The sequence below is a fragment of the Lactococcus nasutitermitis genome, assembly GCF_018403765.1.
In the GTDB taxonomy this organism is placed as follows: domain Bacteria; phylum Bacillota; class Bacilli; order Lactobacillales; family Streptococcaceae; genus Lactococcus; species Lactococcus nasutitermitis.
In genome coordinates, this window is record NZ_BOVQ01000004.1 from 110,144 (window position 1) to 130,120 (window position 19,977).

Here is a 19,977-nt window from a genome sequence, read left to right on the forward strand (position 1 = left end):
TTCCAGCCCGCATTTTTCATCGTGTTGACAAAACAACTAGAGCAAAACCAACAACTAACCATGCTCCAATCATTACTGCCGTAAAACGTTGCATTATTGCTTCAAATCCACGTGCTTTCCGCCGTTCAAAAAGTTCACCAGTTCCACCAGAAAAAGCATCCGCTGCACCATCTTGTTTTGATGGTTGCATGAAAATCGCCACAACAATAAAGGCAGAAATAACCAACATCACGACAATCAAAATGTCATAAATTATTTTTTCCATATCTTCACAAGGCTCTAGGCCTTTCCCTTCTCAAAAAATACGTTACCTAATTATAACATATTTTTTTAAAAATTACACAAAACTTATCAGGAAAAGCTAACAAGCTCCTAATTACTCACCCAGCTCAACGATATATTTATAAGCCTCTTGTGCTGCTTGCGCACCATCGCCTACCGCCGTTGTAATCTGACGAAAATCTTTTTGACGCACATCACCAACCGCAAAAATACCAGCAACATTCGTTTTCATATGGTCATCCGTCACAATCCACCCCGCTTCATCTGTTATTCCAAGAGGATTAGCAAATTCTGCAACCGGGTCAAGCCCAACATAGATAAAAACACCGCCAAAGGCTTGTTCTGTCGTTTCACCCGTTTTTAAGTTTTTATAAACAACAGATTGCACTTTACGTTCGTCCCCTTTGATTTCCGTTGTTACAGAATCCCAGATAAACTTTATTTTATCATTTGCAAAGGCACGTTCTTGAATAATTTTTTGCGCGCGCAATTCATCACGACGGTGCATAATCGTTACTGTTTTACCAAAACGCGTCAAATAAAGTGCTTCTTCAACTGCAGAATCTCCACCACCAACAACCAAAATATCTTGATTACGGAAAAATGCCCCATCACAAACAGCACAGTAAGACACACCACGTGCACCGTATTCTTCTTCCCCCGGAACACCCAACTTACGATGATTAGCACCTGTTGCGATGATTAAGGCTTTCGTATCAAAACTATCTTCTTCCGTCACAATCCGTTTGAAACTTCTGTGGTCTTCAATAGCAGTGACATAACCATATCCATTTTCAACACCGACATTTTCCAGCGGTTCAGCCATTTTCATAGATAATTCCGGCCCAGTAATCGTACCATAGCCAGGATAATTTTCAATTTCAGCCGTATTATTCATTTGTCCACCTGGCACACCACGTTCTAAGAGAAGCGTTTTTAGTTCACTACGGGCGCTATAAAGTGCTGCTGTCATTCCCGCAGGACCAGAACCAACAATTACGACATCATATTTATTTTCTGACATTTTTTATTCCTTTTCCAAGAGTAAATTCCTTACTCAATTCATTCACTATGAATAGTTTACATTGTTCGACTCATTTTTTCCACCATTTAGCTCAGAACATGATATTTAAAGATGACGAATCCGTAAAATAATTAAAAGACCTAGCATTGCAAAACTCAAAATTGGAATGGTTAAAATATCAATCAAAATCAAATCCAATATCCGATTGCGTTTTACAGAATGTGGCTGATTACTGTGTCGAACAAGGTAAGTAAACGCGTAAAAGGCACTCACAACGAGCACCAATAACGCAGATATTAGCAAACCTTTTAGATAAAATTGTAAAACAAGTGTCATCATTATAGAAAATTCCCTACTTCAAGATTTTTAGCATATCGTGATAAAAATTCGGCTGTCCGCTTATTTTTAGGAGAGTAAAAGACATCCTCAGGTGTTCCTTCTTCAATAATCTTTCCCTTTTCAAGAAAGAGAACCTTGGTCGCAACATTATAAACAAAATCCATCTCATGACTAACAAGAACCATTGTTTGCTTGTTTTTCGCTGCTTTTAAAATCGTTTCTTGTACTTCTCCAACAAGTTCCGGATCAAGCGCAGAGGTTGGTTCATCAAGAAGAAGTAAAGTTGGTTTCATCGCCATTGCACGCGCAATCCCCACTCGTTGTTTTTGACCACCAGATAAGAACTTTGGATAGTAATCCATCCGTTCAGTAAGTCCAACTTTTGCCAGTTCTTCACTTGCAATTTTTTCAGCTTCTTCTTTAGGTAATTTTTTTACCTGAATTAAGCCTTCCATAACATTTTGCAATGCTGTACGCCGTTCAAAAAGATTAAATTGCTGAAACACCATTCCTGTTTGACGTCGCAACTCTAAAATTTCTTTTTTATTGATTGTTGCAAAATCAATTTTGAAATCATCAATCTCAAGTTGACCACTATCTGGCTGTTCCAAATAGTTAATGGAACGTAAGAAAGTTGATTTTCCTGCTCCAGAAGCTCCAATCAAAGCAACGACATCGCCCTCATGAATCTCCAAATTTAATCCATCTAAAACTTGAACTCCTGAAAATGTTTTACTCAAATTTGTTATCTTAATCATTGCGCCACTCCTGTATCAAATGGATTTGAATTTAAAGAAATCTGCGTACGTATTTTTTTATTGTCATCTTTCATATTAATTTCCAGATTTCTTTCAATCAAGCGAATTAAAAGTTCAAAGATAATACAAATTGGCCAATAAACAAGAGCAAGTGCACAATAAGTTTCAAACTGACGGAAGTTAGAACCTCCAATAATCTGTGCTTGTGCTGTCATTTCAACGACACCTGCAATAAAAGCCAGTGAAGTTGATTTGAGTAAGCCAATCAAAGCATTTCCCAGTGGAGCTGTTGCAACTGTCAAAGCTTCTTTAAACGTTACACGTGTGAAAACCTGAAAGTTTGTCATTCCAAGAGATTTTGCGGCTTCAAGTTGTCCATTATCAACCGACTGAATAGCCGCACGAATGGTTTCTGAACCATAAGCTGCTTCATTCAAACCAAAGGTAATAATAACAAAAAGCATTGCAGGAATTGAATTGACATTAAAACTCGTCCCATAATTCATATTGATTGCTTTTAAAATCAAAGGAATCCCCGTATAAGTCAAATAAAGTTGAACGATAATCGGTGTTCCACGAATAAAACTAACAAATAACGCACGTAATTGGTTCAAAATTGGAATTTTATTAATCCGAACAAGTGCTAAAAGTAAGCCCAAAACCAATCCCAAAATCATCGCAATCACTGTGATAATGAGAGAAGTTGGAATTTCTTTTATAATGGGTAGAAAAGCACTGACAAAAGCTTTCCAACTAAAAATTTGTTTAAAGAATAACTGCCAGAACTGGGTAAATGTATAATGCCCCTTTGCTACCAAAAATGGAATACTCGGAAGCAATATCAAAATAAGGAGTAAAAGAAGTCCAAGAACCACTTTTTTATTTTTCTTCATCGTTAAATTCCAAAAAAACTGCTGATAACCAACAGTTTCTTCTTTCCGTTATATTATCTAATACTAGTTTACTAAATTTTTTCATAAATTGCTTGTGTTCAATATGTTCCATCAATTATTTAAACATATTTGCGCTAGGAACAAAATCACCACCTAAATATTTTTTAGATATTTTCGATAAAGTACCATCTGCTTGCAATTTTTTGAGTTCGCCATTAACTGCTTTTTGCAATTTTTGACCTTGTTCGTCTTGTCCAAAGATGAAATATTCATAACCATCATGTTCAGGATCTCCTGTTTGGTCATTGATATCTTCTACTTTTAAATCATTAAATCCTTGCTCTTTCACAGCTTGCGTCAATGAAATTTTATCGTAGAGCATAAAGTCAATTTTTCCTGATTCAATTTGCATCAATCTTGTATTGATAGATGTTTGGTCTGAAGCAAAATCAATCTTGATTTTTTTATCTGGATGCGCTGTGTTCCAACTTTCGATTTCCTTACTGTAATTAGAAGCTGGATTACCAATCGTTGATTTTCCTGCTAAAGAAGCAAAATCTGTGTATTTTCCTGTTCTAACTGCAATCGCATCATTTGATTTTGAGATTGGATTTGAGAAATTAAAGGATTTTGCACGTTCTTTTGTCCAACCAAAATCATTAGCGCCCATTTGATAACGTCCACTTGTAATTCCTGGTGTAATTCCTGAGAAATCAACTGTTTGATATTTGACATTGTACTGAGGAAGTTTCGCAAAAACCGCTTTAGCAACCGCAATATCGTATCCTGTTAATTTTCCTTGACTATTGCCATATTCAAAAGGTTTTGTTGAACCGTCTGAGGCAACGATGATAGTTGTTTTTCCTTTACTACTTGACGTTTTTGCATTTGAACTACAAGCGCTCAACGCTCCAACAGTAACAAGTGAAATAACTGCAAGCGATAATTTTATTGATTTCTTCATAAAAATCTCCTCTTTTATCTAACTATTTCTTTATCAATAAACATAATTATCAATCTCTTAATCAAAAACTGATAACTTAATTTTATCATAAAAATTTTTTACTTATCATAAGATTTTTTAATCACGATACTTTATTCTCTTTATCACGAAATGTCTTTAACTATTATAAAAATCGCTTATTCAGCGATTTTTATAATGTCAAAATAGTCCAGAAATCTTTCCATCTTCATCAATATCCATCTTTAATGCAGCTGGTTGCTTAGGTAATCCTGGCATCGTCATCACGTCTCCTGTTAAGGCAACGATAAATCCAGCTCCGATTTTTGGTACGAGTTCACGTACTGTGATTTCAAAATCTTTTGGCGCAGCAAGCAATGTTGCATTATCAGAAAATGAATATTGTGTTTTTGCCATGCAAACGGGAAGATTTGCCCAACCATTTGCTTCAATTTCTTTCATCTGTCGTTTGGCTTTTACTGTAAAAGTAACTGATTTTCCACCATAGATTTTTGTTACGACATCTTGAATTTTTTCTGAGATTGAACTTTCTAGTGGATACAAATAGTGAAATTCTGATTTTTCTTTTAACAAATCTGCTAATTTTTCTGCTAAATCTTGCGCACCAGCACCACCTTTTTCATAAACATTTGTTAGCGAAACAGGTACATTCAGTGCTTTGGTTAATGCTATCAGTTTTTCTATCTCGGCTACTGTATCGCTGGCGAATTGATTGAGTGCCACAATCACAGGCAATCCATAAGATTGCATATTTTCGATATGCCGTTTGAGATTGGCAAACCCTGCTTCAAGCGCGGGGAGATTTTCAGTTGTTAATTCTTTTTTACCAACTCCTCCGTGCATTTTCAGGGCACGAATGGTCGCTACAATCACGACGGCATCAGGATTTTTTGGTAATTGACGCGTTGTGATATCGAGGAATTTTTCTCCTCCCAAATCTGCCCCAAATCCTGCCTCAGTAATGGTCACATCTGCTAATTTCAAGGCTGTTTTCGTTGCTAAAACTGAATTACAACCGTGAGCAATATTGGCAAAAGGACCACCGTGAATGAGGACAGGAGTACCTTCAATCGTCTGTACAAGATTGGGTTTTAACGCATCTTTTAGAAGCATGGCAATCGCACCAGCAACGCCTAAATCACCGATTGTAACTGCTTTTCTATCATAAGTATTTGCCACGACAATCACTGAAAGACGAGCTTTCAAATCAGCATAAGATGTCGCCAAACAGAGAACTGCCATGATTTCACTGGCAACAGTGATGTCAAAACCATCTTCACGCGGAATCCCATTGACAACACCGCCAAGTCCAATGTTCACATGACGTAATGAGCGGTCATTCAAGTCAAGGACACGTTTCCAAGTAATCCGCCGTGGGTCAATGTTCAAAGGATTGCCCTGTTGGAGTGAATTATCAAGAAAAGCTGCAACTGCGTTATTTGCCGTGGTAATCGCATGAATATCGCCTGTAAAGTGCAGATTGATGTCTTCCATCGGTAGGACTTGAGCATAACCACCGCCTGTCGCGCCACCTTTAATTCCCATCACAGGTCCAAGTGAGGGTTCACGCAAAGCTGCCATTGCTTTTGTTCCCAGACGATTGAAAGCATCTGCCAGACCAACGGTAACGGTTGATTTTCCTTCGCCTGCGGGGGTTGGGTTGATGGAAGTGACTAAAATCAACTTTCCATCTGGATTAGTATCAAATTTTTTCAAGACTGACAGTGGAATTTTCGCTTTGTATTTGCCGTAAAGTTCTATGTCATCACTATTTAAGTCAATTTTTTCAGCAATTTCTGTAATCGGGCGCAAGTCTGCTTCTTGTGAAATTTCGATGTCTGTTTTCATAAATTCTCCTCGTTACTCTTTTTAATTTTAATCTCATTTTAACAAAAAAAGTTTGGATTTTACTGTTGAAAGTGTTCATTTTTCGTAAAATCACTTTCAAACGTTCGGAAATCTAAAAAAAGAGCAACTTCTGCGCTCTTTTTTAACTGATTTATTTGGCAATCAATGTTTCCAGTCCGACTTTCATCATATCTGTGAAAGTCAGTTGACGCTCTTCTGAGGTTGTCGCTTCGCCTGTGACAAGACTATCAGAAATCGTCATGATGCCAAGAGTTTGCACATGATGACGCGCGCCGAGATAATACAATCCAGCTGCTTCCATCTCGACAGCTTTCACACCAAATTCGCCAAGTTTCATCTGGTCAATGTCGCTGTAAAAGAGGTCTGAACTGAGAATATTGCCAACATGCGTTGTGATACCAAGATCTTTGGCAATATGATAGGCTTTATCGAGCAAGTCAAAATCGGCAAGCATTGGAAAATCAAATTGTGGAAAATCATTGCGCACAATCGCTGATGTCGTCGCTGCTGCCTGTCCAATCACAAGGTCACGAATATGCACATCGGCGTTGAGTGAACCCGCTGTTCCTACACGAATCAGCTTTTTCACGCCGTATTCTGTGATGAGTTCATTGGCATAAATCGAAATCGACGGAATCCCCATACCTGTTCCCATGACAGAGACACGCTCGCCCTTGTAAGTTCCTGTAAATCCAAGCATACCGCGGACGCTGTTAAATTGCACTGCATCTTCTAAGAAATTTTCTGCGATGAATTTTGCGCGAAGTGGGTCACCCGGCAAAAGAATTTTGTCAGCAATTTCGCCTTTTTGTGCTTCAATGTGTGGTGTTGGCATAATTATTTTTCCTTTTTATTCTTAATTTTTAATGATATTTTTTTGACAGAGCTGTCAAAAATTATTTTTTCCAGCGTTTGAGACTTTTGAGCTGTATGGGATAAAGTTTTTTAAAGAGCCATTTCTGAATTTTCGGCATTGGTGTCGCGTCCAGACCCTTGCGCCCTTTTTCGAGCATTTCCTCAAAGCTAATGTCAGATTGCATAAAGCGCCCTTGATTGTAACAATAGATACAATAATCCGCAGAAAATGTCCCGTCCGCCTCCGTTCCTTTGTAGGAATTATCAGCAATCGGCATGCCACAAGACTGACAAATCGCTTGTTTTATTTTTTCAGCCATTAGACAAGTGCATCCAAGAAACTCTCACCAATATCGCCCTTAGCCACCCCAAAATTCTCAGCAATCGTTGCCGAAATATCAGCAAAGTGTCCAACTGGCAATGGTTTTGGCGCTGTAAAAGCTTTTGAGAACGTCACGAGCGGAATATACTCACGTGTGTGGTCTGTCCCAGTAAATGTTGGGTCATTGCCGTGGTCTGCCGTAATCATCAAAATATCATCTTCGTCCATTGTCGCCATAATCTCTGGCAAGCGACCGTCAAAGTCTTGAATTGCATCACGATAGCCCTCAGGATTGCGACGATGCCCATATTTCGCGTCCATATCGACCAAATTCACAAAGAGCAAGCCTTCTTTAAAGTCGGGCAACGCTATTGCTTTGAGCATCCGATCCACGCCGTCCATGTCATTGAGATTATGTCCCATGTCTTTGTTAATCCCTTGACCGTCGTAGATATCATGGATTTTACCAACTGAAATTACAGGAAATCCAGCATCATCAAGATTGTTCATGACTGTCCGTCCAAATGGCGCCAGAGCATAATCCCGACGATTTGCCGTACGCTCAAAATTATCTGCTTTCGTGCCAACAAAAGGACGTGCAATAATTCGACCAAGCATCCATTCAGAGCCAACATCCGTGATTTTACGGACGTATTCACAGATTTTATAAAGTTCATCAAGTGGAATAAGCGCTTCATTTGCCGCAATCTGCAACACAGGGTCTGCCGACGTATAAATAATCAACTCTCCCGTTTCCAGCTGACGCTCACCAAAATCTTTAATCACTTCTGTCCCAGAATAAGGTTTATTTGCCTCACGAATAATCTTCCGACCTGAAAATGCTTCGATTTTCGTCAGTAATTCCTCTGGAAAGCCATCAGGATAAACAGGAAAAGGATTGGTAATGTCAAGTCCCATAATCTCCCAGTGACCTGTCATTGTGTCCTTACCTTGCGACACTTCTTGCAATTTCGTCGTGTAACCCAGCGGTTTATCTGTCGGCGCAACCGTTTTTAGCTCAGTAATATTTCCCAGACCAATTTTCTGGAAATTCGGCACATTGAGTCCAACTTTTTCAGAAATATGACCGATTGTATTGGCACCAATATCAGGCGTTTCATGATTGAAAAACTCCCCTGCATCAGGCGCATAACCAATCCCAGCAGAATCCATGACAACAAGATGGACACGTTTAAATTTTTTAGGCATTTTGTCTCCTTTTATTTTTTGACAGAACTATCAAAAAGTTTTCTACCTCTATTATACAAAAAACTGCCTGAAAATGCTTTATTTTTCTGTCAATTTTTTGACAAAACTGTCAAAAAAGTCCATCAAAAATTTTGACAGACTTTTTCAATTATTTTTAATGATTATCATTCTTAAACTTCACATCTACATAATCCGCCCAAGCTCGTTCATAAGCTGCCTCAACGGAACGTGCAAAGCCATCTAAGTCATTTTTGAGTGCTGACTTTTCAACTGTTTCACGCAAGCTTTCACGATAAAAACGCACTAATTCAATATCATTTGCCAGAGTTTTCCCTTTCTGAGCAAAACTTTCTTCATCTGACGCATTAAAAGCGCCATCAATGCCGAGCATTCGATTAATCCGCGCAGTTCCTCGCGATTGCATTCCCTCAGCAGGCATCGTCAAAGTGGGCAAGCCCATGTGAAGCGCCTCAATCGTAATCGACAGCCCACCAAATGGTGTTGGGTCAAGTCCGACGTCAGCTTTCAAATAAGCCTTAAAGTGCATATCTGGCACTTCACGAGAAAATTCTAAACGTGTTTCCAAAATCCCAAATTTTCTAAAACGCTCTTTCAACTGTGCAATTTTATCATCGGTCAACTGTGGGCCATAACGATAAATCAAAAGTTTTGCCGTAGGTACAGCAAGCAACAGTTTCGACCACAAACGAATCGTTGACGTCGTGATTTTAGAAATATCATTAAAACTTCCAAAAGTGATATAACCATTTTTCTCCATCGGAAGTGGCGTAATTTCTGGCAAATCAATATTTTTGCGTGTGAAGTTAAATCTGTCCATTCCAGCCTCAATATACATTGGTTTTTCCGTATAAAGGTCAGCCTTATTTTTAGGAATAGTAAATTCATCACACATGATATAATCAATTTCTTTAAAGCCATAAGTGTTCAAAAATCCCATATATTGCGCTTGAATAGGTGCTGGCTTAAAAAGCATGGCAAAGCTACGATTATGCGTAAACCCGCCCAAATCAATCAGAATATCGACTTTGTCATCATGGATACGTTTCGCAAAGTCAAAATTATTGAGTTTACTACAATCGACAAAACGATTGCCACACGCCATAATTCGTGTCGTCGTATCATCATACTGGCGGTCAACAGTCGAATACAAGATAATATCATACTTCTTAGTATCATGATGTTCCAGTAAAGGCAGGATAAAACTCATCATCGTGTGATTATAAAAGTCCGAAGAAATATAACCAATCCGCAACTTTTTGTGGAGCATTTTTTTACGTTCTTCTGCATCTGCTGGTTTCTCATAAGTATAAACCGTCCCATTCGCCTGAAACTTCATTGGCCAATCACTGGCATATTCTTCCAGTTTATTTTTAATTCCCAACTGTGTATAAGCATCTGTCTTGATTGTCAGGAAATTTCGCCCGCCATAGTTTGAAAAGTTATTATCCAATTGAAAAGCGCGGTCATTGTACTCAATCCCCTTATCTTGGTCAAAAGAATAATAAATACTTGCCAAACGCATATAAATGCTCGGATTAGTCGTCGAATAATCCAAGGTTTTTTCCAGATTTACTCGCGCCTTATCCATATCGTCCATCGCATAGTAGCAATCTCCGATTTTACGATAGAGCTCGCAATTATCAAACTCAAAACTATCATCAAGATAATTAAATGCTGATTGATAAAGCTCAATCGCACGTTTCAAAGAAACATGATTGGCTTTATTTGCATTTCGCATATACATTTCATCGGCGGCGCGTACCAAAGATAAAAAATCTGGGTCATCATTATGCTTTTTTAGACGTTCTTCTTCTGTTACCATATTTTCCTCTCATAAATGAAAGCTCCTTTTTGGAGAGCTTTCTTTTTTATACAAATTTAATTTTTCTTAAATTTACCTTTTTCTTTGCGTTTTTTAAACAATAATCCTGCGGCTGTCGCAATGACTGCTGCACCACCAACCATTGTGAGCGTATTATCTAAGGAATTATCTCCGGTTTTTGGCAAAACAGCAACGCTCGGCGAATTATTTCCATTATTGTTCACAATCATTGAAGGACTTGTCGGCGTAGAACTTGAATTCGTTGGAGTTGCCGGTGGCGTACTTGATGTTGTTGGAACCGTCGGATTCGTCGGATTCGTTGGATTTGTTGGATTCGTCGGGTTCGTCGGATTTGTTGGATTCGTCGGATTTGTTGGGTTCGTCGGATTCGTTGGGTTCGTCGGGTTCGTCGGATTTGTCGGAGTCGTTGGATTCGTCGGATTTGTTGGAGTCGTTGGGTTCGTCGGACTCGTTGGGTTCGTCGGATTTGTCGGAGTCGTTGGATTCGTTGGCGGTGGAGTTGAATCACTCGGTGTGCTACTTGATATTGATGATGAGCCTGTTGAGCTACTTACCCATGTGCCAGATGTTGATCCTGTGGTGCTTGTTGATCCTGTTGTTTCACTTGTCCATGTGCTTGAGCCTGTGCCGCCTGTTGAGTTGGTTGTGGCAGAGGAGAAGCTAGATATCGTACTGTAACTAGAAGCAGATGTCCACGTTGAGCCTGTCGTTCCTGATGAAAAAGTATTGGTCCAAGAAGAGCCTGTTGAGTTTGACGTACCTGTTGAGCTTGTTGGTCCAGTTGAGTTGGAACTTACCGTTGTCCCACTTGTTGATGTACTGTTGGTAATGGTAATACCTGTATTGGTGGCTTCTGACCAACCACTACTTACACTTGATGAGCTACCAGTCGTTCCAGTTGAGGTGACTGTGGAGTTCGTCGTACCTGTGCTAGACATTGTACTGGCTGTTGTGCCTGTGCCACCTGTCGAGTTCGTCGTTGAGCTTCCAGTCGAGAAAGTCGAGCTAAAGGTTGAATTGGTCGTACCTGTTGAGCCAGTCGTCCAACTCGAACCTGTTGAGCTTGATGAAGACCAAGTATTGGTCGTTCCGCTATTGGTCGAGCTTTGCGTGGAGCCTGAGGTAAAGGTCGAGCCTGATGGTCCAGAGGTTGAACCTGTTGTACTGGTTGAGTTTGTACTAGAGGACGTTTCTGTAATCGTTGTGATATTTGTCGCTTCAGACCACGCGGTTGAGGACTCTGCGGTCAGTCCCCATGAGCCTGAAGATTCTTGAGTATTTTGTCCTGTATCGGTACTAGCGGTATCGGTCGGTGCGCCGTAAACCCAGTTGCCATCGCTGTCCATCGTGGCAGATGAGGCGGTCGAGCCTGTAAAGGTGGAGTTGACGGTTGAACCACTCGATGCGGTGGTGCCAGAACTATCCCAGTATGTCCAACTCGAATGCGTCCAGCTGGTGGTTCCTGTCGCGTTCGTTGCACCCCCTAAAGTATCACTGCTACTGGTTGAATCGGTTGGTGGTGCTGCTGTAAGGGTTGTTGCCGTGCTGTTTGTTGATGACGCCGTTCCAGTCGTCGCGGTCGTCCAAGAACCTGTCGCTCCTGTCTGCTCAGTTGCGCCTGAAAGTGTCGTTCCTGTTGGCGTAAAACCAAAATTTGAGTTATAAGCCGAACTCCCGTCATTCAAAGCCTGACCGGGTGCAGATGAACTTGTATAGCCCGTTGCCTCATAGGAGTTTGTCGAACCTGTTGAAGAACCAAGGGTAAAGGTCACAGCTGAACTCGTCGAACCTGTCGTTGCTGTCACACTTGAGCCTGTGGTGGCTGTGACAGTGAGTTGGGTGGTTGCTGTGGCTGTTGAGCCGTTGGTCGCTGTTGAGGTGATAGTGACCGTCGGCGACGTTGGGTTATTAGAAATTCCTGTGGTTGCACTTCCGGTTTGATTAGAAGAAAAGTTGATATCCACATTTCCAGTTCCTAAACCGGCAAAAGAGGAGCCTGATGAACCAGAGTTTGTGATACCCGTACCTACCCAACCAGGATAATTTGGATTACTTGTATTTGTTAAGGATGAGCCTGATGGACCTAGCGTTTGACCCGAACCAGACTCAAAAGAGCCCGAAGCATTCCCATTGTAGCCTGTGGACTGCGAGCTTGCCCAAGTTCCTGTGACTTGAGTAGAGCTTCCTGTCGCACCAGAGTCTGAGCCTGTCGTTACTAATGAGCCATAACTCATGTTGGTAGAACCTGATGAAGAGGACATACCTGTGCCGTTTATAACGCCAGAACTAGCGCCGGGACCATTTACGGTAGAGCTAGAGATTGTTGGCGATGTGCCTTGGGTTTGTGAGCTGTCATTGACGGTCGTTGAAGACTGCAAAGGTGGTGTCAGGTCGTCAGCATGGACGGTCTGTCCTTCTGTGAGTGCTTCTACTGCCTGCCCTGTCAAAATAACCCCTTGTGTTAATTGATTGTTTGACAAGATTAAAGTCAGGGTTGCTGCGGCATAAAGCCATGACTTGCCGACTTTCCATGCTCGAAAATGCGTGGTCTTTTGTTGAGCTGATTTCGCAAGTTTTTGCTGTTTTGCGACATAATCTTTTTCATGAATGCTGACATATCTCATAGGCAATCCTCTTTTTTATTTTTGCTTTGGAATGTTAGTGTTTCTCCTTACTAGGAGAAACACTCTTTTGGGGACAAAAAGACGTTTTTAATAATTTACCGCTTTTTAATTTTATGTAATCATTATAATACACAATAATATGAATGTCAATCATTTAATCATTCAAAAAAGTCTGCCAAAACTTTGACAGACTTTTCATTATTCAAATTCTATTTTTGTAAAACCGTCAAAACTTATTTTATCCCTAGTGTTTCGCGGATTTGTGTGACTTGTAATTTCGCATAAGCTTTTGGATTATTTTGTAGTTCTGCCATTTGAGCTTTTGCGGCTGCTTCTACTTTTTCAGTCACTGCAGGTTTTGCTGCTGCCATAGCCGCTTCTTTTTGAGCAGCAGGAACATTGGCGACAGCTTCTGTCAGAGCTTTTTGGATTGCTGCTTGAACTTGTGCTTCTTGTTCTTTTTTCGCAGCAGCAGCCATTTCAGGAGCTTTTTTCTGGAGTTCTTTTACTTGGTCAGCTGTTAAAACAAGCCAAGTATCTTTTGGAACAGAGACAACAGAGTGTTGTTTCACAAGCTCCTTATTTTCATCGCCAATTCCAAATAAGACTTTGAAGAAATCTGATTTCCAAACACGACGTGTTGTTTTTGTTGTCACTTTTGCCGTATTACCAGCTACTTGTTTGTAAGTCGCTGATTTTTTCACAGCTTCCACGATATTTTTTTCATCAGGTTTAAAGTTTGTATCTGGATTTTTTGAATTTTTATCATTACGATAAATCAAAACATAATTTCCAGTATTTTTACCGATTTCAGCTTTTATCATCATGCCGTACGCTGCAGATTTATCACCTGCCGTATAAACCACATGACTTGTTGAAGTCGTCACTTCTTTCATTCCCCAATTATCTCTGATATGGAATGTCAACATCACAACCGACAGAGCCAGAATAATCAATGACACGCCACCGACGATATAGCGCGCGGCTGCATTTTTGAGGAACATAAACCCAAAGAAAGTCAAAATACCAAATACAATAATCAATGCAAGTATTAACATTAGTTTGCCTCCTTTTTCATTTCCTTAGCTTTTAAGTCCGTTGCTGTCTTTCCTGCAAGAACCTTACCACTACGTAAGAACATTGCCACAATCAAACCAACAATCGCAAAAGCCAAACCAATCGCAAATGACGCATGATAACCTTTAAGCATCGCATCAATCGCTTTTCCAGCATAGCCTAAAGGATTGGTCGTTTTAAGATGAGAACTTGGCATATTATTCGTGATGATATTTTGTGCCACAGATGAAAGCAGAGCGACGACAACAGATGAAGCAACTTGACGTGCTGTATTGTTAGACGCTGTTCCTTGTGCGACTTCATTGACAGGCAAAGCATTCATCGCAGAAGCTGTCAACGGCATCATAATCATACCAATACCAAACATACGCAATCCATAGAGTAATGTAACGAAATGGTCAGGCGTACTTGTCGTAAAGAACATGAATGGCAAAGTTCCAAGAACAAGGATTGCAAAACCAACTTGTGCCAAACGTTTCGCACCAATCTTATCATAAGCACCACCAGCAAGCGGTGCAACAACTGCCATCATCAATGAGCCAGGTAATAAGACAAGTCCAGAGTTAAAGGCAGACAAACCATGTACTTCTTGGAGATAGAGAGGTAACATCATCTCAACACCCATCATCGCCATCGTAACGAGAGAAAGTGTGATAGTTACCACTGTAAATTGTTTAATTTTAAAGACGCGCAAATCCAAGAATGGGTCTTTCATCGTCAACTGACGCCAAGCAAACAAACCAATAATAACGATACCACCAACGATTGGTAAGATGACATTTGTCACATCGCCCCAGCCATCGCTTGCAACATTGGTAAATCCTAAAAGGAAGATACCAAAACCAAGAACAGATAGAACCAAACTCAAAAAGTCAAGTTTCATTGGACGGTTAGGGATAACGTCACGCATCGCAAAGATGGAAATCAGCATTACCACAGCGACGACAATCATTGGAATTAAGAAAATTGTCCGCCAGCTTGCTGCGAATGTCCAAAAGAACAAGTGCAATTTATTAACAATCAACCAACCCGCAAATGTAGGACCAATCGCAGGTGCAACCATGATAACAATACCACCGACACCCATGACAGCTCCCATTTGCTTAGGACTAAACATATTGACCAAAGCTACTTGCATCAAAGGCATTGTAATACCTACAGCACAGGCTTGTAAAATACGTCCAGCAAGGAAGATCGTCCAGTTTGATGTAGGTGCCACATAAGACATAAACATCCCGATAACTAAGACACCGTAGCCAGCGACATAGAGCCAACGTGTAGGGAATTTCGTAGCTAAATAAGCCGAAATAGGGACCATAATACCATTGGCAAGTAAGAACCAAGTTGTTGCTTCTTGTGCCGTTGACATCGAAATACTAAAATCTTTCATCAAAGTCGGAATAGCTGTACCAAGTGATGTTTGCATCAACATGGCACCAAAAGTTCCGATTAAGATTAAGATTAACATGGCAATACGATTAAATTTTTTGCCGTGAATATCAATGCTATAATCTTTTTCTAATGTATCAGGCATTTTTATTCTCCTCTTCTTCTAACGCAATTTTTCTTCCCTCTTCAAAAAAGAGAAGTAAGTCATCAACAAAACGTGTGGCACGTTCTTCGCCCATTGCTTCAAAGGCACGGGAAATATTGTTAATAAATGTACAACGTTGTGTTTCGGCTAACTTTCTTCCTTTATCAGTCAAGGCAACCAAAATCTTTCTACGGTCAACACGTGAAATCTCGCGTGTCACCATTCCTTTTTCTTCAAGATTGTTCAAAATCGTAGCGATACGTGCGGTACTTGTATTTGTAAAAGTTGCAATATCACTTGGGACAATCGGTTCTCCTGTCTGTTTATGTAAGAAGAAAAGTACTTGATTTTCTCCATGTGAATAGCTGTTCAACTTATTCATTACCTGACTTTTCGCAGTATCTTTGACCTGAACCAAAAAAGCTTCTGCAAGTTTGTTGTAATCCATAACTCTATTCCTTTCTAACGTCCATACTATCTAACGACGTTAATTATTATAGTCCCTTAGATTTCATTTGTCAAGAATATGAGTCCGATTTTAAAAATTTTTTAAGTTTTTCAGCACAAAGCCTATTATAGCAGGCTTTTACCTCAGATGAAAAAGTAATATTTTTCAGAAATAAAAACATTTTTTCTTTTGATAGCACTTTCAAAAAAAGAAAAAATAAGTTACAATAAACTCATGATAAAAATAGGAATAATGTCGGGCGCTTCTATCGTCCCACGCTTTGTTGCAGGTATTCGTGCTTCTGGAGTTGCCGAAGCGACAGCTATTGCCACACGTGATGATAAAAAAACAAAACAGCTTGCAAAAGAATTAGGAATTTCAAGAACTTATAGTTCCTACGGTGAACTAGTTGCTGATTCAGAACTTGATTTGATTTACATTCCTCTGATTAATAATCAGCATTTTTCAGGAGCAAAACTCGCCCTGAATGCTGGAAAAAATGTCTTACTTGAAAAACCATTTACTGTCACAGAAGATGAAACAAAAGAACTTTTTGAACTTGCCAAACAGAAAAAACTTCTTCTTATGGAAGCACAAAAAGCACTCTTTCTTCCTATTATTCACGAAGTAAAGTCTCGTATCCTTTCAGGAGAGATTGGTAAAGTTGAGTGGGTTGATATTCAAGAAAGTCGTGCAGGGAGTGAAAGTATTCCGTGGTTTTTGGACCTCTCAAAAGGTGGTGGTACTTTGATTTCTAACGCCAGTTACGGACTGTCTGTACTTCAATTTCTTTTTGGCACAGCTTTTGATGATGTTCAAAGTCTTCATACTACACGCAACCCTTTGCAAGCTGATGATGAATGTCATCTCATTTTGCGCAAAAACAAACTTCTTATCAGCCTATTTATTAGTAGTCTGATGAGATTTCAAAGTCGTTTAGAAATTCGTGGAAGTCTTGGAAAAATCATTGTTCCTGATTATTGGAAGACTGAGGACGCCGAAATTCAGCTGAATACTGGGAAAATCAAAAAAATTCACTTTTCTCATCCAGAAAAAAGTGAATTCGTTTATGAAATTCAGCATATTGCCGACCTTCTCCATAAAGGGAAAACAGAAAGTCCTATTGTCACACAAGCGTTGACAATGACTAATGTCAAGACTGTCGAGGAATGTTATAAAAACTGGTATGGCGGGAACTGGTACAATAGCTCAAATTAATTTTGGTAAATTCCTATGTGTTCGCGTTCGTAACTGCCTTCTTTGATTATTTTTATCACGGCAGCCGCAAAATCTGCGTACGAGATTTCAGACTTTCCTGCCGAGTTTTTTTGAAACACATCATTTGTTAATGTATAATTTCCAGTTTCTACTCCTTCCGGAAGAAATGTAGCTGCCGGAGAAAAGAAAGTGTAATTGAGTTTGGAAGCTTTTATCAGTTCACTTGCTTTTGCCATTTCACGAGGTTCTGCTACCCAACTCAAATCTTTAGGGAAAGTTTCTACATATTTTGTTGCACGACTTTCATCCGTATAAAGCGAACCCGCACCACCAACAATAATCAAACGTGCTGGATTATCAGTCAAAATCTCAATCAAATGTTCAAATAAACGACTATATGAACTTTCATCTCCCGCTTTTGCTCGAAAAGCAAGGACAATCGCATCAAAACCCAATAAATCTGCATTTGTCAAGTTGAAAACATCTTTTTCAATCACCGCTTGTGGTTTAATCGTTAATTTTTTGGCATTACGAACAATCGCTGTGACGTCAAATCCTGCTGTTAAAGCTTTTTTTGCAATTAAACTTCCAGATTTCCCTGTTGCTCCAATTACTGCTATTTTTGTCATCTCATCTTCTCCAATCTCTACTTTTCTAACTATAATTGTATCAAAAAAGTCTCTATTGAGACTTTTTATAGTTTATTTTTTGATTGCTACTTAGGCATCAATCGTTGAAAATTCTGCATTTTGCTCGATAAATTCACGACGTGGTTCTACCCTATCTCCCATGAGCATATCAAAGATTTTATCTGCTTCTACTACGTCTTCAAGTGATACTTGTGCCATCAGACGAGCTTCTGGATCCATCGTTGTTTCCCAAAGTTGATGGTCGTCCATTTCGCCAAGCCCTTTATAACGCTGAATTGTCGCTTTTGAACGTCCTTGTGACCAGCGTTCCATAGCTTCGGCTAATTGAGTTTCTTGCTCTGGACCGGGTTGGATATATTCTTTTGTTTCAGAACCCACTTTAATCCCATAGATTGGTGGTTGGGCAATATAAACATAACCTGCTTCAACAACTGGACGCATATAACGATAAAAGAGTGTCAAAAGTAGTGTCCGAATGTGTGCGCCATCGACATCGGCATCAGTCATGATAACCAGTTTATGATAACGTGCTTTACTCAAATCATAATCTGCACCAAAGCCTGTTCCCATCGCAGTAAAAAGAGAACGAATTTCTTCATTGGCGAGAATTTTATCCATCGTTGCTTTTTCAACATTCAAGATTTTACCACGAATAGGTAGGATGGCTTGGAATTCACGGTTACGTCCTGATTTTGCGGAACCTCCGGCTGAATCTCCTTCGACAATGAACAGTTCTGTTTGCTTTGGGTCATTTGATGAACAGTCTGCAAGTTTTCCGGGAAGATTGGAAATTTCAAGTCCTGATTTTTTACGTGTAACTTCACGCGCTCTTTTTGCTGCGATACGCGCTTTACTTGCCAAGAGACCTTTTTCAATAATCTTGCGGGCAACCTGTGGATTTTCAAGCATGAAAGTTTGTAGAGCTTCACTGAAAAGTTTGTTGACAATCCCTGTTACTTCACTATTACCAAGCTTCGTTTTTGTCTGTCCTTCAAATTGTGGATTGGGATGTTTGATAGAAATAACGGCTGTTAATCCTTCACGAACATCATCTCCTGTGAGGTTATCTTCGCTTTCTTTGAGGATTTTATTTTGCTTAGCATAGTTGTTAATCACACGTGTGAGTGCTGTTCTAAAACCCTGTTCATGTGTGCCACCTTCATGTGTATTGATATTGTTGGCAAAACTTAAGATTGTTTCATGATAAGTATCTGTATATTGCATGGCGACTTCGACTGTGATGTCGTCCATTTCGCCTTCTGTAAAGATAGGTGTATCAAATAAAACAGTTTTATTTTCATTGAGGTAGCTTACATAAGACTGAATACCACCTTCATAATGAAAACTTGCTTTATTTTTTTCATTTCCCTCACGTTTATCGGTAATCGAAATCCTTAATCCGCGATTAAGAAAAGCAAGTTCACGTACACGTGTCAAGAGTTTATCAAATTCAAATACTGTTGTTTCAGTAAAAATCGTTGGGTCTGGTGTGAAATGCACGCTTGTTCCGCGCAAATCTGTATCGCCAATAATTTTTAAATCTTCACCGACAATACCACGATGGTATTCTTGGAAGTATTTTTTTCCGTCTTTGTGGACGGTCACATCAAGTTCTGTAGAGAGGGCATTGACAACGGAAGAACCTACTCCGTGCAGTCCACCAGAAACCTTATATCCGCCACCGCCAAATTTACCACCTGCGTGAAGAATTGTGAATACTGTCTCAACAGCAGGACGTCCTGTTTTTTCTTGAATATCAACAGGAATACCACGTCCATCATCAATAACAGTGATAGAATTATCTGCTTCAATGAAAACTTCAATATGTGTGGCGAAGCCTGCAAGGGCTTCATCAATCGAATTATCTACGATTTCCCAGACAAGATGATGGAGTCCTTCTTTACTCGTTGAGCCGATATACATACCAGGTCGCATACGAACGGCTTCTAAGCCTTCAAGTACCTGAATTTGACTGGCATCATATTCGTCAGCACGCTTTTCTAAATCTTTATTTTCTTCGTTCAAAATA

The 19,977-nt window shown here is 39.8% G+C and carries 18 protein-coding genes; 1 reads left to right on the top strand and 17 read right to left on the bottom strand.

Features of this window, described 5'->3' with window-relative positions:
- Positions 1–16: 16 nt before the first annotated feature.
- The 15 genes from secG to KJS36_RS04965 form a co-directional block, all read right to left on the bottom strand.
- Positions 17–265: a preprotein translocase subunit SecG gene (secG, locus tag KJS36_RS04895; RefSeq protein WP_213534926.1), complete on the bottom strand. Its 249-nt coding sequence runs from the start codon at positions 263–265 to the stop codon at positions 17–19.
- 111 nt (positions 266–376) lie between these two features.
- Complete coding sequence (gene trxB / locus KJS36_RS04900) at positions 377–1,306, bottom strand: thioredoxin-disulfide reductase (protein WP_213534927.1); 930 nt, start codon at positions 1,304–1,306, stop codon at positions 377–379.
- 105 nt (positions 1,307–1,411) lie between these two features.
- Positions 1,412–1,645, bottom strand: coding sequence for a DUF4059 family protein (locus KJS36_RS04905; RefSeq protein ID WP_213534928.1), 234 nt, complete (start codon positions 1,643–1,645; stop codon positions 1,412–1,414).
- Complete coding sequence (locus KJS36_RS04910; protein ID WP_213534929.1) at positions 1,645–2,403, bottom strand: amino acid ABC transporter ATP-binding protein; 759 nt, start codon at positions 2,401–2,403, stop codon at positions 1,645–1,647. The genes KJS36_RS04905 and KJS36_RS04910 overlap by 1 nt, the downstream gene beginning before the upstream one ends.
- A complete protein-coding gene (locus KJS36_RS04915; protein ID WP_213534930.1) occupies positions 2,400–3,296 on the bottom strand; it encodes an amino acid ABC transporter permease in 897 nt (298 codons plus the stop codon). Before KJS36_RS04915 ends, KJS36_RS04910 begins: the two co-directional genes overlap by 4 nt.
- 115 nt (positions 3,297–3,411) lie before the next feature.
- A complete protein-coding gene (locus tag KJS36_RS04920) occupies positions 3,412–4,260 on the bottom strand; it encodes a transporter substrate-binding domain-containing protein (RefSeq protein ID WP_213534931.1) in 849 nt (282 codons plus the stop codon).
- Between the two features lie 198 nt (positions 4,261–4,458).
- Entirely contained in the window at positions 4,459–6,126 is a 1,668-nt protein-coding gene (locus KJS36_RS04925; RefSeq protein WP_213534933.1) for a formate--tetrahydrofolate ligase, read from the bottom strand.
- 151 nt (positions 6,127–6,277) lie between these two features.
- On the bottom strand, positions 6,278–6,982 hold the full coding sequence (deoD, locus tag KJS36_RS04930) for a purine-nucleoside phosphorylase (protein ID WP_213534935.1): 705 nt from the start codon (positions 6,980–6,982) through the stop codon (positions 6,278–6,280).
- 61 nt (positions 6,983–7,043) lie between these two features.
- Positions 7,044–7,322, bottom strand: a complete 279-nt coding sequence (locus KJS36_RS04935; protein WP_213534937.1) for a zinc ribbon domain-containing protein — start codon at positions 7,320–7,322, stop codon at positions 7,044–7,046.
- Positions 7,322–8,533: a phosphopentomutase gene (locus KJS36_RS04940; RefSeq protein ID WP_213534939.1), complete on the bottom strand. Its 1,212-nt coding sequence runs from the start codon at positions 8,531–8,533 to the stop codon at positions 7,322–7,324. The genes KJS36_RS04935 and KJS36_RS04940 overlap by 1 nt, the downstream gene beginning before the upstream one ends.
- 154 nt (positions 8,534–8,687) lie before the next feature.
- The gene (locus KJS36_RS04945; RefSeq protein ID WP_213534940.1) at positions 8,688–10,376 is read right to left on the bottom strand and encodes an O-linked N-acetylglucosamine transferase, SPINDLY family protein; all 1,689 of its coding nucleotides are present in this window, start codon (positions 10,374–10,376) and stop codon (positions 8,688–8,690) included.
- 56 nt (positions 10,377–10,432) lie between these two features.
- Positions 10,433–13,021: an LPXTG cell wall anchor domain-containing protein gene (locus tag KJS36_RS10890; protein ID WP_213534941.1), complete on the bottom strand. Its 2,589-nt coding sequence runs from the start codon at positions 13,019–13,021 to the stop codon at positions 10,433–10,435.
- A gap of 233 nt (positions 13,022–13,254) precedes the next feature.
- Positions 13,255–14,079 carry a DUF4811 domain-containing protein gene (locus tag KJS36_RS04955; protein WP_213534942.1) on the bottom strand — a complete coding sequence of 275 codons (825 nt, stop codon included), beginning with the start codon at positions 14,077–14,079 and terminating at the stop codon, positions 13,255–13,257.
- Positions 14,079–15,632, bottom strand: coding sequence for an MDR family MFS transporter (locus KJS36_RS04960; protein ID WP_213534943.1), 1,554 nt, complete (start codon positions 15,630–15,632; stop codon positions 14,079–14,081). The genes KJS36_RS04955 and KJS36_RS04960 overlap by 1 nt, the downstream gene beginning before the upstream one ends.
- Positions 15,625–16,080, bottom strand: coding sequence for a MarR family winged helix-turn-helix transcriptional regulator (locus KJS36_RS04965; protein ID WP_213534944.1), 456 nt, complete (start codon positions 16,078–16,080; stop codon positions 15,625–15,627). The genes KJS36_RS04960 and KJS36_RS04965 overlap by 8 nt, the downstream gene beginning before the upstream one ends.
- A 234-nt stretch (positions 16,081–16,314) precedes the next feature.
- Here KJS36_RS04965 and KJS36_RS04970 point away from each other — a divergent pair, with 234 nt between their 5' ends.
- On the top strand, positions 16,315–17,298 hold the full coding sequence (locus tag KJS36_RS04970; RefSeq protein WP_213534946.1) for a Gfo/Idh/MocA family protein: 984 nt from the start codon (positions 16,315–16,317) through the stop codon (positions 17,296–17,298).
- Here KJS36_RS04970 and KJS36_RS04975 read toward each other — a convergent pair.
- Both KJS36_RS04975 and gyrB read right to left on the bottom strand, forming a co-directional pair.
- On the bottom strand, positions 17,295–17,927 hold the full coding sequence (locus KJS36_RS04975; RefSeq protein WP_213534948.1) for an NAD(P)-dependent oxidoreductase: 633 nt from the start codon (positions 17,925–17,927) through the stop codon (positions 17,295–17,297). The two genes, KJS36_RS04970 and KJS36_RS04975, sit on opposite strands and share 4 nt — an antisense overlap.
- Before the next feature lie 90 nt (positions 17,928–18,017).
- Positions 18,018–19,973, bottom strand: a complete 1,956-nt coding sequence (gene gyrB / locus KJS36_RS04980) for a DNA topoisomerase (ATP-hydrolyzing) subunit B (protein WP_213534950.1) — start codon at positions 19,971–19,973, stop codon at positions 18,018–18,020.
- Between the last annotated feature and the right edge of the window lie 4 nt (positions 19,974–19,977).

Excerpts from the sequence above, each read along its gene's own strand:
- KJS36_RS10890 (WP_213534941.1), bottom strand. The coding sequence starts at position 13,021 with ATGAGATATGTCAGCATTCATGAAAAAGATTATGTCGCAAAACAGCAA.
- KJS36_RS04915 (WP_213534930.1), bottom strand. The coding sequence starts at position 3,296 with ATGAAGAAAAATAAAAAAGTGGTTCTTGGACTTCTTTTACTCCTTATT.
- KJS36_RS04945 (WP_213534940.1), bottom strand. The coding sequence starts at position 10,376 with ATGGTAACAGAAGAAGAACGTCTAAAAAAGCATAATGATGACCCAGAT.
- KJS36_RS04960 (WP_213534943.1), bottom strand. The coding sequence starts at position 15,632 with ATGCCTGATACATTAGAAAAAGATTATAGCATTGATATTCACGGCAAA.
- KJS36_RS04940 (WP_213534939.1), bottom strand. The coding sequence starts at position 8,533 with ATGCCTAAAAAATTTAAACGTGTCCATCTTGTTGTCATGGATTCTGCT.
- KJS36_RS04935 (WP_213534937.1), bottom strand. The coding sequence starts at position 7,322 with ATGGCTGAAAAAATAAAACAAGCGATTTGTCAGTCTTGTGGCATGCCG.
- KJS36_RS04965 (WP_213534944.1), bottom strand. The coding sequence starts at position 16,080 with ATGGATTACAACAAACTTGCAGAAGCTTTTTTGGTTCAGGTCAAAGAT.
- KJS36_RS04970 (WP_213534946.1), top strand. The coding sequence starts at position 16,315 with ATGATAAAAATAGGAATAATGTCGGGCGCTTCTATCGTCCCACGCTTT.
- secG (WP_213534926.1), bottom strand. The coding sequence starts at position 265 with ATGGAAAAAATAATTTATGACATTTTGATTGTCGTGATGTTGGTTATT.
- KJS36_RS04925 (WP_213534933.1), bottom strand. The coding sequence starts at position 6,126 with ATGAAAACAGACATCGAAATTTCACAAGAAGCAGACTTGCGCCCGATT.
- KJS36_RS04975 (WP_213534948.1), bottom strand. The coding sequence starts at position 17,927 with ATGACAAAAATAGCAGTAATTGGAGCAACAGGGAAATCTGGAAGTTTA.
- KJS36_RS04920 (WP_213534931.1), bottom strand. The coding sequence starts at position 4,260 with ATGAAGAAATCAATAAAATTATCGCTTGCAGTTATTTCACTTGTTACT.
- KJS36_RS04955 (WP_213534942.1), bottom strand. The coding sequence starts at position 14,079 with ATGTTAATACTTGCATTGATTATTGTATTTGGTATTTTGACTTTCTTT.
- KJS36_RS04905 (WP_213534928.1), bottom strand. The coding sequence starts at position 1,645 with ATGATGACACTTGTTTTACAATTTTATCTAAAAGGTTTGCTAATATCT.
- deoD (WP_213534935.1), bottom strand. The coding sequence starts at position 6,982 with ATGCCAACACCACACATTGAAGCACAAAAAGGCGAAATTGCTGACAAA.
- KJS36_RS04910 (WP_213534929.1), bottom strand. The coding sequence starts at position 2,403 with ATGATTAAGATAACAAATTTGAGTAAAACATTTTCAGGAGTTCAAGTT.
- trxB (WP_213534927.1), bottom strand. The coding sequence starts at position 1,306 with ATGTCAGAAAATAAATATGATGTCGTAATTGTTGGTTCTGGTCCTGCG.